The organism is Duganella sp. FT27W, from assembly GCF_009295655.1.
Lineage (GTDB): Bacteria > Pseudomonadota > Gammaproteobacteria > Burkholderiales > Burkholderiaceae_D > Rugamonas > Rugamonas zoogloeoides.
This window is the reverse complement of sequence record NZ_WHIV01000004.1, coordinates 1,016,721-1,030,287: the sequence shown is the minus strand read 5'-3', so window position 1 is coordinate 1,030,287 and position 13,567 is coordinate 1,016,721. Positions and strand designations below refer to the sequence as shown.

The 13,567-nt window shown below is 62.5% G+C and carries 13 protein-coding genes; 4 read left to right on the top strand and 9 right to left on the bottom strand.

Annotated features, from left to right (window positions below; all coding sequences use genetic code 11):
- Positions 1-3: 3 nt before the first annotated feature.
- Complete coding sequence (locus F8197_RS21640; protein WP_193333509.1) at positions 4-1,008, top strand: lipid A deacylase LpxR family protein; 1,005 nt, start codon at positions 4-6, stop codon at positions 1,006-1,008.
- 101 nt (positions 1,009-1,109) lie between these two features.
- On the opposite strand, the gene F8197_RS21635 is transcribed toward F8197_RS21640, so the two are convergent.
- Together F8197_RS21635 and F8197_RS21630 are read right to left on the bottom strand one after the other, a co-directional pair.
- Positions 1,110-1,622: a hypothetical protein gene (locus tag F8197_RS21635; protein WP_152883528.1), complete on the bottom strand. Its 513-nt coding sequence runs from the start codon at positions 1,620-1,622 to the stop codon at positions 1,110-1,112.
- A 117-nt stretch (positions 1,623-1,739) separates the two neighbouring features.
- Positions 1,740-2,639 carry a LysR family transcriptional regulator gene (locus F8197_RS21630; protein ID WP_152883527.1) on the bottom strand — a complete coding sequence of 300 codons (900 nt, stop codon included), beginning with the start codon at positions 2,637-2,639 and terminating at the stop codon, positions 1,740-1,742.
- Between the two features lie 95 nt (positions 2,640-2,734).
- On the opposite strand from F8197_RS21630, the gene F8197_RS21625 reads away from it, so the two are divergent.
- Complete coding sequence (locus F8197_RS21625; protein WP_019924540.1) at positions 2,735-2,971, top strand: DUF2798 domain-containing protein; 237 nt, start codon at positions 2,735-2,737, stop codon at positions 2,969-2,971.
- Between the two features lie 11 nt (positions 2,972-2,982).
- Here the strand turns inward: F8197_RS21625 and F8197_RS21620 are convergent, their stop codons facing one another.
- The 3 genes from F8197_RS21620 to F8197_RS21610 form a co-directional block, all read right to left on the bottom strand.
- Positions 2,983-4,503: an alginate export family protein gene (locus tag F8197_RS21620; RefSeq protein ID WP_373996933.1), complete on the bottom strand. Its 1,521-nt coding sequence runs from the start codon at positions 4,501-4,503 to the stop codon at positions 2,983-2,985.
- The gene (locus tag F8197_RS21615; RefSeq protein ID WP_152883526.1) at positions 4,487-5,383 is read right to left on the bottom strand and encodes a glyoxalase; all 897 of its coding nucleotides are present in this window, start codon (positions 5,381-5,383) and stop codon (positions 4,487-4,489) included. Before F8197_RS21615 ends, F8197_RS21620 begins: the two co-directional genes overlap by 17 nt.
- A gap of 206 nt (positions 5,384-5,589) precedes the next feature.
- Complete coding sequence (locus F8197_RS21610) at positions 5,590-7,191, bottom strand: hypothetical protein (protein WP_152883525.1); 1,602 nt, start codon at positions 7,189-7,191, stop codon at positions 5,590-5,592.
- 137 nt (positions 7,192-7,328) lie between these two features.
- Here F8197_RS21610 and F8197_RS21605 point away from each other — a divergent pair, with 137 nt between their 5' ends.
- Positions 7,329-7,865, top strand: coding sequence for a hypothetical protein (locus F8197_RS21605; RefSeq protein WP_152883524.1), 537 nt, complete (start codon positions 7,329-7,331; stop codon positions 7,863-7,865).
- Between the two features lie 108 nt (positions 7,866-7,973).
- Here F8197_RS21605 and F8197_RS21600 read toward each other — a convergent pair whose 3' ends face one another.
- The 3 genes from F8197_RS21600 to ssb form a co-directional block, all read right to left on the bottom strand.
- Entirely contained in the window at positions 7,974-8,534 is a 561-nt protein-coding gene (locus F8197_RS21600; RefSeq protein WP_056143115.1) for a TetR/AcrR family transcriptional regulator, read from the bottom strand.
- A 9-nt stretch (positions 8,535-8,543) separates the two neighbouring features.
- Positions 8,544-9,014 carry a nuclear transport factor 2 family protein gene (locus F8197_RS21595; RefSeq protein WP_056143112.1) on the bottom strand — a complete coding sequence of 157 codons (471 nt, stop codon included), beginning with the start codon at positions 9,012-9,014 and terminating at the stop codon, positions 8,544-8,546.
- Positions 9,015-9,181: 167 nt separating this feature from the next.
- Complete coding sequence (gene ssb, locus F8197_RS21590; protein WP_152883523.1) at positions 9,182-9,730, bottom strand: single-stranded DNA-binding protein; 549 nt, start codon at positions 9,728-9,730, stop codon at positions 9,182-9,184.
- Positions 9,731-10,006: 276 nt separating this feature from the next.
- On the opposite strand from ssb, the gene uvrA reads away from it, so the two are divergent.
- Positions 10,007-12,853 (top strand): excinuclease ABC subunit UvrA, encoded by a 2,847-nt coding sequence (uvrA, locus tag F8197_RS21585; protein WP_056143107.1) that lies wholly within the window; start codon positions 10,007-10,009, stop codon positions 12,851-12,853.
- Positions 12,854-12,898: 45 nt separating this feature from the next.
- Here the strand turns inward: uvrA and F8197_RS21580 are convergent, their stop codons facing one another.
- On the bottom strand, positions 12,899-13,516 hold the full coding sequence (locus F8197_RS21580; protein ID WP_373996932.1) for an HAD hydrolase-like protein: 618 nt from the start codon (positions 13,514-13,516) through the stop codon (positions 12,899-12,901).
- Between the last annotated feature and the right edge of the window lie 51 nt (positions 13,517-13,567).

The following is a 13,567-nucleotide window of genomic DNA, read 5'->3' as shown; positions in this document are numbered from 1 at the left end:
ATCATGACACCGACACCACTTGCCGCGCGCTGTTCTATTGCCTTGCTCACCCTGGGCGCCCTCTCGATTGCGGGCACGGCCGGCGCCGAGGAGCGGCACCTGGCGGCGATGCTGCAAAACGATGTATTTGCCGGCACCGACGGCGGCGGTTACACCAACGGCCTGGCCATCGCCTACTTGCGCAGCACGGCACCGGGCGAAACGGAATTGGCGCCGCACTGGCTGCTGGCGCCGGTCGCGCCGTTCCTGGCGGTGGGACCGGCGGCGATGACGTCGGTCTCGCTCAACCAGGTCATGATCACGCCGCGCGACATCACCACCAGGGAGCCGAACCCGATGGACGCGCCATACCTGGGTGCGCTGTGGGTACGCGCGGCGCAGGTGTCGGTGCAAGGCGACGTGGCCGACATGTTCAGCCTCAACCTCGGCATGATCGGACCGGCCTCGGGCGCGCGCCAGGCGCAGACCTTCATCCACCGCATCACGGGATCGACCCGGCCCGAGGGCTGGGACAGCCAGGTCTCGAACCGGCTGCTGTACGGCATCGAGCGCTACCGCGCGGTGCGCTTTGCCAGCGGCGACGGCGACAGCGCGGCGCCTTCGCTGGACGCGATCGTGCTTGGCGGCGCCGAGGCCGGCAATATGTTGTCGTCGGTGGGTGGCAGCGTGATGCTGCGGTATGGCACGTCGCTCAAGCGCAGCTATGCATCATCAGTGCGGCAACTGGCGCGCAGCGGCGATCCCCTGATTTTCGGCCGTGGCTGGATGGCATACCTGGCCGTGCACGGCGACCACTTCTTCTCGCACGCCGGCATCAGCAACGACCTGCCGCCCGGCGGCACCCGCGCCGAACTGCGCGAATCGCAGGTGATCGGCCAGGCCGGCATCGCCTATGGCTGGGGCGAATCGTCGCTGTCGTTCTCGCTGCAAAACACCAGCGCGCTGACCACGGGCAGCGGGCGGCGCAAGGCGTATGGTTCACTGACCTATACCACGGCGTTGCGGTGAGCTTCTGACTTGCCACGCAAAAAGGGCCCGATCTTCGCGTAGATCGGGCCCTTTTTTGCTTGAGGCGTAGCACCCGGCATGCCGGGCAACCGCATGGCTGCTTACTCGCCCTGCACTTTTTCATCCTCGTTCTTGGCATCCTGCATCGCATCGGGTTCCAGTTCCTCGGCCGAGCGGTTCAGGTGCACGAATACGCCCCATGCCGCCAGCAGGATACCGACGCTGCCGATCAGGGCTGCCGCATAAACCAGTTCGCTCAAATCATCGTGCACGGCGTGGAACGTCGCCACCAAACCCTCGATACCGAGCGCCACGACCACCACCACGAAAAAGCGCGACAGGAAACGGCGCACGCGCGTCGGTGCGCTGATGTCGGCATCGCGCACGACTTCTTCCTCGACGATGGTCTCGGCAATCTGCAAGGCCACCACGGCGGCGGCCAGGATGCCGATCGCCTCGATCACGTCCTGGGCAGCGGTCAGGCCGGGTTCACCGGCCGACATTGCTTCCCAGCCGATCTGGGCGCCGATCACGATCAGGCATATGCCGCCGGCGGCAAACAATAGTGCGGTGATGGCGTGTACCACGCCAAAGGCAAGCATCAGTTTTTTCATGGGGTGTCCTGGAAATGAAGAAAATACGGGAATCGTCCTCATTGATTCTAGGGGCATCCCTGCCCACACTATGTTCGCTGCAGAACACAACTGGTTTCTTGCTGGCTATTGTCTTGGTTATTGTTGCAGCAAGGGGCTGCTGGCGGCAAATTCGGCCAGGTGTTCGAGCAGCACCCGTACCCGCGCCGGCAGGTAGCGGCGCTGGGTCCAGACTGCGTACACGTGGCGCGGCTCGGGCATCCATGCGGGCAACACCTGCACCAGGCTGCCATCGGCCACTTCGAGCCGGCTTTGCAGCAAGGGACACAGCAAAATGCCCAGTCCCGCATGCGCCATCTCGACGGCCAGCCGCATTTCGTTGACGCGCAGCCGCGCCTGGGCCTGCGGCGAAATCACGACTTCGGCGCCGTCACCGGGCCGGCGCAGGCGCCAGGTACGCAGCGGCTCGGCCACGATCAGATCGTGCTGCGCCAGTTGCGACGGGTCTTGCGGCACGCCGGCACGCGCAAGGTACGACGGCGCCGCCACCATCACCAGGCCGGCGCTGCCCAGGCGCCGCTGCATCAGCGACGAGTCGTCGAGCGCACCGACGCGTATCGCCAGGTCGGCGCCGCTGGCGACCAGGTCTTGCAGGCGGTTCGACAGTTCCAGTTCGAGCTTGATATGCGGGTACCGGTGCATGAAGCTGGCCCATGCCGGTGTGAGCAAGCCGCTGGCAAAGTTGACCGGCGCCAGCACCCGGATCGTGCCAGAGATATCGGACAGGCTGGCGTCGAGCTGCTGCGTGGCCTGGCGCAGCGCCTGCACCAGCGGCCGGCACCGCTCGTAGTACTGCCAGCCCTCGGCCGTGGGCTGCAAGCGGCGCGCGCTGCGGTTGAGCAGGCGGTAGCCGAGTTCACTTTCCAGTTTTTGCAGGCGCCGCGTGACGGTGGCCGGCGGCAGGTTTTCGCGGACGGCGGCAGCGTTCAAACTGCCCTCCTCCACGATGGTCACGAACAGGGCCAGGTCATCGAGCATGATTGCATTTCCGGAATTTGAAATTGAATTTATCGGTCTAGTATAGATAGTTGCAAGCGACTACGCTGTGTTTTTCAATTCAAGAAGGAGATGCAATGTCCGATATGTTCCGCCTGCGCCTGGTGTTTGCGCTGTTGATGTCCCTGCTGATGTCGTCGATGATGAGCGGCTGGGTCACCTGGCTCAACATCGGGCTGCATCCCGACTTTTTATCGCGCTGGCGATATGCCTTCATGGCCGCGTGGCCAGCGGCATTTACGGTAGTGATGGTATGCGGACCGCTGGTGCATGGGGCGAGCCAGCGGTTGGCCGTGCGGTTGCGGCGGGGGTAAGTGCGCAGTTGTTACCACCCGAACTTCAGCTCCATCCCCAGGTAATCCACATCGCGCCCGCCAGCGCGACGCAAGCTGTCGCCCACCTGGAAATGCACCGCCTCCAGCGCCGCCGTCACATTCGGCGTGACCGCCCAGTCGGTGCGCAGCTGGGCGTAGGCGCCGGTCCAGCGCGAACCCTGGCCCGCCGTGCGCGGCACGCCGGCCATGCTTTGTACGTACACCGCGTCGCCCGTGGTCTGGCGCCATTGCAGGCCCAGCGCCGTCGTCACGCTCAAGGTCCTGGTCGGCTTGATCTTGATCGAGGGTTTTACGTGTATCAGGTTGCTGTAGCCGGTCAGGCCCGCCAGCGAAAAATAGTAACCGTTGGCGAACAGCGGGTTGAAGGTACCGAGCTTGTCGTCGCCCGCGTGCTTGTCGCCCGAGGCCATGTCGAATTGCAGACCGACGCGCGGCGTCCAGGTCGCGTTGGCGAAGGTGTAGCCGGCGATCGAACCGAGCGCCCACGCTGAGGCACGCTTGGCGCCGACCTGGCCGTGTTGCAGCATGCCCTCCACGTCCCAGTCCACCTTGCCGGTGACGCCGCTGTAGCGTAAATCATAGACGTCGCGGCGTTCGTTGCCGGTGGCGTCGAGGAAGCGCGCATCGTCACGCCGGTAGCGCGAGTAGTAGCCGGAGATGTCGCCCGGTCCGAATCCCTGCCGTTCCAGGCGCAGGCCATTCAGGGTCAGGTGGCCGTTGGAATAATCGTCGAACGATTTTGCGCTGCGGTTTTGCACCAGCTGCGTGACGTAGCCGATCACGCGCCACGGTCCGTGTTCCCAGTCGGCCCACACGCCGTCGAACGACTGGCGCACATTGGGGCCGTCGCGCGCGGCGATAAAGCGCTGCAAGTCAAATGCCATTTCCTGCCGGCCCACGCGCATCTTGATCGCGCCGTCCGCCGTGGGCACGGCCACCGTCACGAACAGCTGCTCGACATCGAGCTTGTCGCGATCCGGCGGGGCAATCGTCTTCTTCTCAAACGTGCGCGCATCGACCAGCTGGCCGAACACTTGCACGTAGGAGCCCAGGCGCAGGTCCGCATGGACGTTGGCGCGCTGGATCACGTAGCCGTCGGCCGGTGCCGTGCCAGCGCCGTACGACGGCGCATCGATATGCTCGTAACGCTCGCGCAAGCCGGCGCCCAGCGACAGGTAAGAACTGCCGTCGCCGAGCGGAATATATTTGAGGCCGTCGAGCGCCTGGCGCGGCAGGCAGGAGCTGGCCAGCACGTCCCAGTTCTCGGCCCAGCGATTGAAGTTGATCGCCGGGCGCTTGGCGTTGCATGCTGTTGGCGTTGGTGCTGCCATGGTGGCTGCCGTCGCTGCTGCCGTTGGCGGTGCCATTGGCGCCGCTGCGGTTTCCGCAGCAAGCGCCTGTGCGCCGGCTACGCCGGGCAGCGCGCTCACACCGCCCACCACGCCGACCATCAGCGCCAATATGCGCCTCGCGCGCACCGCTTTGGTGTCGACTTTAACGCTTGGCTGCATCGTGTATCTCGCTAATGTAACCGCCCGGGAATTGCAGCATTGCCGTCATGTTGCCGTTACTGGTCTGGCGCGGCGCGGCCAGCACGGTGGCGCCGTTGGCGGCAGCCTTGTTCAGCGTGTCCGCCATGTCGTCCACCTGGTAGCCGGTGGACTCGCGGCCGTACGGGAAGGTCAGCTTGCCGTCGGTGACGAACACCGTCATCTTGCCGAATTTCGATTCGAGCTGCACGCGGCGGATAGTGTCGCCGGCGCGGCCGATTTCGCCGCCGTCGATCTGGCTGTCGGCCACGATCTTCGCATGGGCAAAGGTTTTGAACTGATTGAGGAATTTATCGGCCGAGACTTTTGATATGTACACGCGGTTGTCCGGCACCGAGTGCAGCGGCGCGTACGACGGCGCCCTGGTATGCCAGTAAAGCTGCATGTTGACGCCACCGGCCCACTGGATCAGCAGATCCTTGCCGATCGGGTCATCGAACGGCTCCACCACCACGTCGGCCCCCGCCTCCACGGCCGCAGCGCGCGCCGCATGGATATCGGTGACCAGGTAGCCGGTGCGTTCTTCGCCAAAGCCGTACGGGATCGGCGTCTGGAACGCGAACACCGACAGCATGCCCACCGGCGTCTGCACGTATTGCGACGCGGTCTTGCTTGGCGTTGGCGTGACCGTAAACACCGCGCGCGGCGAGGCCTTGCCACCGAAGGTGCCGACAAAGCTGGCGACGAACGCATCGAGATCGGCGTTGGCCACATACACGTGCGTGGTGTCGTACTGCGGCGCGACCGCGACATCGGGCGCGGCCAGCGCCAGCGCCGGAGCAACCAGGGCAAAGGACAGCACGGCGGATGCGATGCGGGTGCGGAAGGTATGGATGGTCATGGATGACTCCTGGAGAAGGGGGGACAAAACCGTGACTTCACTATACGCAGCGCAACGATGGGCTCCACCTGCCATCGGACCAGGGCATGCCTCCGCTTTAGGCGCCCCTGCGCGCCCCCACCTGGCGCATGCAATAAAAGCAAAACCCCGGCTGGCACGAGGTCAACCGGGGTTTTGCGATGATCGCCAGTGCGGTACTACGGCAACTACTTGGCCCAGTGAATCACGCCCCGCTGCGCAGCAACAGCGCCTTCGCAATGCTGCTCGAAACGCAAATCAATTGCGGTCAGCTGCCCCAGCGAATAGCTGACACTGTCCACCACGACCCAGCCGGTGAGCATATTGCAGCCGCGGCTATTGCCGGACCAGTTGAAGCCACCCCTGGCAGTATTATGGAACGGGTAGCGCTGCAAATCGCCGTAGTAGCCAGGCTGCAGCTGCCCCAGGCCCAGCATGCCGACAAAGTCGCCGCTCCAGCCGCCCACGCTGATGCGCAGCGCTGCGGTCAGGTTGGTGGTCATGTTCAGCGTGCTGTTAGCCGGCGTGAGCAGCTCGGTTCGGCCGGCGCCGATGTAGTCGCCAGCGTCGCTAACCAGGTACACATAATTCCCGCTTGGGGGCACAAAACTGGTGGACGGTTTCCACAGGCCCGCCGGTGGCGGGTTGACCGGTCCCGGCGGCGCAGTGGCATCGGTTGCAGTCCAGTGCAGCTGTCCGCGCAGCGCACTGCTTCCGCTGTCACAGCGCTGCTCGAAACGCATATCCAGCTCGGTCAGCGTGGTGCCATTGTAGGTGGCCTTGTCGATGACAAACCAGCCGCTGAGCGTGTTGCAGCCGCGCCCTTCGCCCGACCAGCTCAGCCCGCCAAGCACAGGATTATTGAATGGATAACGACCCAGTCCGCCATAGTAGCCGACGCCCAGCTTCGACATGCCGCTCATGGCCTTGAAGTCGCCGCGCCAATCCTGGTCGCCCGCGACGGTTACGCCGAGATAGCCGTCCGAAGGGCTGAGCTTGATCGTCGCGTTTGCCTGGTTGTAGCTGTAGGTACGGCCCGCGCCAATATAATCGCCTGAAGCGCTTTCCAGGTACACGTAGTTGCCGGTCGCCTGTACGGCGCCCGCAGCAGCACGCCACAGGTTGGCGGGAATCGGTGCCGGACCGGTCGGCTGGCCCGCCGTCACATCGGCCTTGTTCCAGTGGATCTGGCCGTGCAGCGCAGTGGAACCGCCTTCGCAATGCTGCTCGAAACGCAGATCGATCGATTCCAGGACGCCGCTCACCAGCACGATCTTGTCGATAACAACCCAGCCCTTGATTGCATTGCAGCCACGGCCTTCGCCACCCCAATCGATGCCGCCCACGGCCGCATCCGAAAATGCGGCGCGCGTCAGATCCTTGAAGTAACCGGCCTGCAAGGTTCCGGCTGCGCTTGGCAGCTTGAAGTCACCGCGCCAGTTCTGGTTGCCGCTCAGCGTAGCGCTGATCGCCAGGCCCTCGGACGCTATGGCAATTTGCGTGTCGGCGTTGGTGTAGACATAGGTGCGGCCACCGCCGACATAGTCGCCACTGTCACTCTGCAGGTAGACATAGTTGCCGCTAACGGGCACAGCACCTGCTGGGGGCGACCACAAATTCGTTGGAATCGGATAGGCAAGCGGCGGTACGACGACCGGTGGCGCCACCACCACCGGCGGCGTGACAGGGTTCTGAGATGGCGTATCGGTTCCAGTGCCACTGCCGCATGCTGCCAGTATCGCGCACATCAGCAGGGTCGCCAGATGGCGTACCGCTAGAAAATTTTTCATGAGTTAAAAATAATTTTTTAAAGGCAATATATTAATTATCTTTTGTTTAATTGTCCATGTGAAATAAAAAAGTTCCGTAACCTCGCAGTTACGGCGAAGTTGTAGAATCGCAGCGAACCCACAGCCGAAAGGCCACCATGAACGATTACGCCGCCCCCAAAACGCTGCACATCGCCCGCAAGCTGCTGTCCCTGCTGGGAAAAATCCAGGTCACCGATGACGACGACAATGTCGTGTACGAAGCCGCCGCCCAGTGGCGCTGGTTCATCCGTCCATGGCGCATCACACAAAACGACCGCGAAGTGGCCGTGGTCAGGCGCAAATTCCTGTCGTTCGCCCCCACCTGGTACGTGCATACCAACGACGAAAATTTCGAGCTGCGCGGCAAGCTGTGGAGCTGGCGGCGGCAGGTGGCCGTCGTGGGTGGACGCTTTGACGGCGCTATCTTGCGCGGCGGCTTGTGGGATATGGGGTTCGAGCTGTCACGCCACGGTCAGGTCATGGCCAGGGCGCAGGCCAGGATCATGACCTTGCGAACGCGGCACAGCATCGAGTTGCTCGATGCCTCGCCACAGGCGGAGTTGTTGACGGTGATATTGATGACGACGCTGGTGGAGCAGAAGAGCGAGGAGAGCAAGCTCGGGACGGCGGCCGATCCGTCGCCGCATGGGTAAAGCAGCCACGTTAAAAGCCATGTACGCCGGTCTGACACTGACGCCGTTTGCCAGGCGCAAGGCCCTCGCCCTGGCGGCACCGTTGTCGTGGGTTTGCCAGCTTCCGGACTAAACGGCCAGCACACGATCGCGCAGGCTACTCAACGTATCGGTGAAGATTTCCGTCTGGTCCAAAGCCCTGGCCAACACCAGGGCTCCCTGGATACCGCCCACCACCTCTCTGGACAGCGCACTGGCTTCCTGTGGCTTGCGCCCCGCCCGCTCCAGCGCAGCGGCTAGCGCATCAATCCAGGCTGCAAAGTAACTACGGACACGGTCTGAAAAGCGATCACGCTCGCTGCCGAGCGCGAAGACTCCTACCAGACAGATACGGCGACCAGAAAGAAAGTAGCGGCCCACGTCGTCGAACATTGCCTTGATGCCTTCCACAGCATCGGCGCGCTCGCGCAGCGGTTGGAAAACATGGTGTTGGAACCACTCATCGACCTGTGCCAGCACGGCTTCAGCCATTTCCTCTTTGCCTCCCGGGAAAAAGTGATAGATGCTGCCCTTGCCCAGTTTGGTGCCTTCGCTGATCCGGGCCAAGCTCGCCCCCTCGAAGCCATAGGTTCGGAATACCTCCCCCAGCAGCGGGATCACGTCTTCCCGTTCCGCAATTACTCTAGCCATTCATTTTCCTTAAAAACCGAAACTGCTCAGCCCAGGATAATCGGCTGGGCGTGGGCCGCTATTGTCCCACAGGAATTTGCGATCTTCAGCCTTGATCGGATGCTCGTTGATGCAGGCGTGACGATGGTGCATCAGGCCGTTTTCGTCGAATTCCCAGTTTTCATTGCCGTAGGCACGATACCACTGGCCGGAATCGTCATGGTATTCGTAAGCGAAGCGCACGGCGATACGCGCACCGTCAAAGGCCCACAGCTCTTTAATCAGACGGTAATCCAGCTCGCGGGTCCACTTACGCTTCAGCAGTGCGGTGATGGCTTCCCGGCCTTCAACGAATTCAGCGCGATTGCGCCACCAGCTGGCTTCGGTGTAAGCAAGGGCGACTTTCTCCGGGTCGCGGGTGTTCCAGCCGTTTTCGGCCAGACGGACTTTTTCGATCGCGGTTTCACGAGTGAAGGGCGGCAGGGGTGGACGGATAGCCATGTGATTTCTCCTAAATTGTACCTATCGGAACACTATGTACCGATCAGTACAGAGAATATATGCCGGCAAATTCCGCTTTGCAAGCTTTTTTCACAGTGAGCAGTTAAAAAAAAGAGCCCGCAATGCGGGCTCCTGACTACTTGTTAGATTTGCTGCAAGAAGAAACGTTAGAACGGAATATCGTCATCCATATCCGAGAAATTCGGCGCCGGCTTTGGTGCCGGACGTGGTGCCGGTGGCGCCATGGCTGGGCGTTGTTGCTGAGGTGCGGCCTGGCGCTGTGGTGGCGCGTCGTAACCGCCGCCGCCCCCATTGCCACCGCCGTAACCACCGCCGCCGCCACCACCGTAGCTGCCGCCGTCATCCATGCCGCCGGCGCCTTGACGGCCGCCCAGCATTTGCATGTTTTCAGCGACGATGTCGGTTGCGTACTTTTCGACGCCGTCTTTATCGGTGTACTTGCGGGTTTGCAGCCGGCCTTCGACGTAGATGGACGAGCCTTTTTTCAGGTACTGGCCCACGATTTCGGCCAGCTTGCCGAAGAACGAGATGCGGTGCCACTCGGTGGTCTCTTTTTGCTCACCGGTGTTGCGGTCTTTCGACTTGTATGAGGTCGCCACGGCAATGTTGGCGATTGCATCACCGCTAGGCATGTAGCGGATCTCCGGATCGCGACCCAGATTGCCGACGATGATGACTTTGTTGACTGATGCCATGAATAAAACTCCTGAGTAACGACGGCCGCGTGGGCAGGCTGTGTATGAAATCTAAACAGAGATTATAGACGAACGCGATGCCGGGCTACCACTTGCACTACCAATTTCAGCTCTCGTCCCCATGTAGCCTGTTCTGCGCCGAAGCCTGTTGAATCGACGCAAGCAAATACTGGTATTATATACAGTGTCAAGCCTCCCGCGCGTGATCCAGCGCAAGGACGGCGCATCTTTTCAAAGCCCGCTATGATGACGGGTTGATATCTAAGGGCTTACTCCATGGAACAGATCCGCATTCGCGGCGCACGTACGCACAACCTCAAAAACATCAGTCTCGACCTGCCGCGCAACCAGCTGGTCGTGATCACCGGGCTGTCCGGTTCCGGCAAATCGTCGCTGGCGTTCGACACCCTGTATGCCGAGGGCCAGCGCCGCTACGTGGAGTCGCTGTCGGCATACGCACGCCAGTTCCTGCAACTGATGGAAAAGCCCGATGTCGATCTGATCGAAGGCCTGTCGCCGGCGATTTCGATCGAACAAAAGGCCACGTCGCACAACCCGCGCTCCACCGTCGGCACGGTCACCGAGATTCACGATTACCTGCGCCTGCTGTATGCGCGGGTGGGCACGCCTTACTGCATCAACCACCCGGACCACGCGCTGGCTGCGCAGACCGTGTCGCAGATGGTCGATGCAGTGCTGGCCATGCCCGAAGGGACGAAATTGATGGTGCTGGCGCCCGTGGTGGCCAACCGCAAGGGCGAGCATTCGGACCTGTTCGAGCAGATGCAGGCGCAGGGCTTCGTGCGCTTCCGCGTGCAGAGCGGCACCCATGAAGCCAAGATCTACGAAGTGGACGAGCTGCCCAAACTGAAGAAAACCGAGAAGCACACGATCGACGTGGTGATCGACCGCGTGAAGGTCAACGCCGACATCAAGCAGCGCCTGGCCGAGAGCTTCGAGACCGCGCTGCGTCTGGCCGATGGCCGCGCCGTGGCGCTGGAAATGGACACCGCCGTCGAACACGTGTACTCGAACAAGTTCGCCTGCAACCAGTGCGGCTACTCGCTGCAAGAGCTGGAACCGCGCCTGTTCTCGTTCAATAACCCGATGGGCGCCTGCCCCGAGTGCGATGGTCTCGGCCACATCGAATTCTTCGACCCGAAACGCATCGTCGCCTTCCCCAACCTGTCGCTCGCGTCCGGCGCCGTCAAGGGGTGGGACCGCCGCAACCAGTTCTATTACCAGATGCTGTCCAACCTGGCCGCGTACTACGAGTTCGATCTCGACGTGCCGTTCGAGCAGTTGCCCAAGTCCGCGCAGGACGCGGTCCTCAACGGCTCCGGCAAAACCGCGATTCCGTTTACGTACGTGAATGAGCGCGGCCGCACCGTGGTCAAGGAGCATACCTTCGAGGGTGTGGTCAACAACCTGGCGCGCCGCTACCGCGAAACCGATTCGATGGCGGTCAAGGAAGAACTGGCCAAGTTCATCAACGAGAAAAAATGCCCGTCGTGCGAAGGCGCGCGCCTGCGCATCGAGGCGCGCTTCGTCAAGGTCGGCACCGGCAAGCAGGAAAAGGCGATCTACGAGATCGCCGAGAAGCCGCTGCGCGAATCGCTGTCGTTCTTCGAGCAGTTGAAGCTCAAGGGCGCCAAGAAGGAAATCGCCGACCGCGTGGTGAAAGAGATCATCTCGCGCCTGCAGTTCCTTAACAACGTCGGTCTCGATTATTTATCGCTGGACCGCAGCGCCGATACGCTGTCCGGCGGCGAAGCGCAGCGCATCCGCCTGGCCTCGCAGATCGGCTCGGGCCTGACCGGCGTGATGTACGTGCTCGATGAGCCGTCGATCGGCCTGCACCAGCGCGATAACGACCGCCTGATCGACACCCTGCGCCACCTGCGCGATATCGGTAACAGCGTGCTGGTGGTGGAGCACGACGAAGACGCGATTCGCACCGCCGACTACATCGTCGACATGGGTCCGGGCGCCGGCGTGCATGGCGGCGAAGTGATTGCGGCCGGTTCACTCAAGGACATCCTCAAGAATAAAAAATCGCTGACGGCGCAGTACCTGAACGGCACCCGCAAGATCGAGGTGCCGGCCAAGCGTCACCAGGCCGATCCCGATCGCCAGCTGGTGATCGCTGGCGCCACCGGCAACAACCTGAAAAAGGTCAGCCTCAAGCTGCCGGTGGGCCTGATGACGTGCGTGACCGGCGTTTCCGGCTCCGGCAAATCGACACTGATCAACGACACGCTGTTCCCGGCCCTGTCGCGCCACCTGTACGGTTCGCAGACCGAGCCGGCGCCGCACGACTCGATCGCGGGCCTCGAGCACTTCGACAAGGTGATCTCGGTGGACCAGGCGCCGATCGGCCGCACGCCGCGTTCCAACCCGGCCACCTATACCGGCCTGTTTACGCCAATCCGCGATTTGTTCGCGACGGTGCCGACCGCGAAGGAGCGTGGCTACAGCGCCGGGCGCTTCTCGTTCAACGTCAAGGGCGGCCGCTGCGAAGCGTGCCAGGGCGATGGCGTCATCAAAGTGGAGATGCACTTCCTGCCGGACGTGTATGTACCGTGCGACGTCTGCCACGGCAAGCGCTATAACCGCGAAACGCTCGAAGTCCAGTACAAGGGCAAGAACATCACCGAAATTCTCGACATGACGGTGGAAGACGCGCACGAGTTCTTCAAGCCGGTGCCGGTCATTGCCCGCAAGCTGCATACGCTGCTCGACGTGGGCCTCGGCTACATCAAGCTGGGACAAAGTGCGACCACGCTGTCCGGTGGCGAGGCGCAGCGCGTCAAACTGTCGCTGGAGCTGTCCAAGCGCGATACGGGCCGCACGCTGTACATCCTGGACGAGCCGACCACCGGCCTGCACTTCCACGATATCGACCTGCTGCTCAAGGTGATCCACCGCCTGCGCGACCAGGGCAATACGCTGGTCATCATCGAGCACAATCTCGATGTGATCAAGACGGCGGACTGGGTGGTGGACTTGGGGCCGGAGGGCGGTGCGGGTGGCGGCAAGATCATTGCCACCGGCACGCCGGAGGATGTGGCCGCGAATGCGAACAGCGTGACCGGAAAATATCTGGGACCGTTGTTGAAATAAGGTAGTAAACCAAGACCCGCGCCTGCGGGTCTTTTAGTTTCACGGTCAGCGAACCAGGTCTTCCACCTGGTGGAACACGCGCTTTGGCCCCTGCGCCACCAGCGCATCGACGTGGTTGAAGCCCCAAGCCACCGCGCCGAAGTCGAGGCCCGCCTCCGCCGCCACCCGCGCATCGCGGATCTCGTCGCCGATCAACAAGGTATCGGCTGCCGCGATGCCGGTGGCAGCGAGTACCTTGCGCACCTTGGGCAGCTTGCCGAACAGGCCCGCGCCGCACTCCACCTGGTCGAACAGCGCCAGCAACTCGGGCCCGAGGATGCGCTGCACGTTGGCGCGCGCATTCGAGGTGACGATAGTGAGCACCACGCCGCGCTCCCTCAACGTGCGCAGCGCCGCCTCCACGCCAGCGAACAGCGTGATCGAATGCGCCTCGTCGCCGATGCGGGTGCGCATGAAGCGGGCGATGGCCGGAGTTTTCCAGAGCGGGATGTCGTGCAGCGCCATGATCTGGCGCGCGTCGAGGCCGCGCAAAGCCTGGGCGTTGGCGCGGTCGAGCGGTTTGAACTTGTATTTGGCCGCCGCTTCGTCGAACACGCGTACGAAGCAGGGAAACGTATCGGCCAGGGTACCGTCGAAGTCGAAAATGATGAGCTTGCGGTTCACGTGGTCCTCGATGGCGTAGGAGTGGTCGGTTGAGCCGGTCAGCCGGGCCAG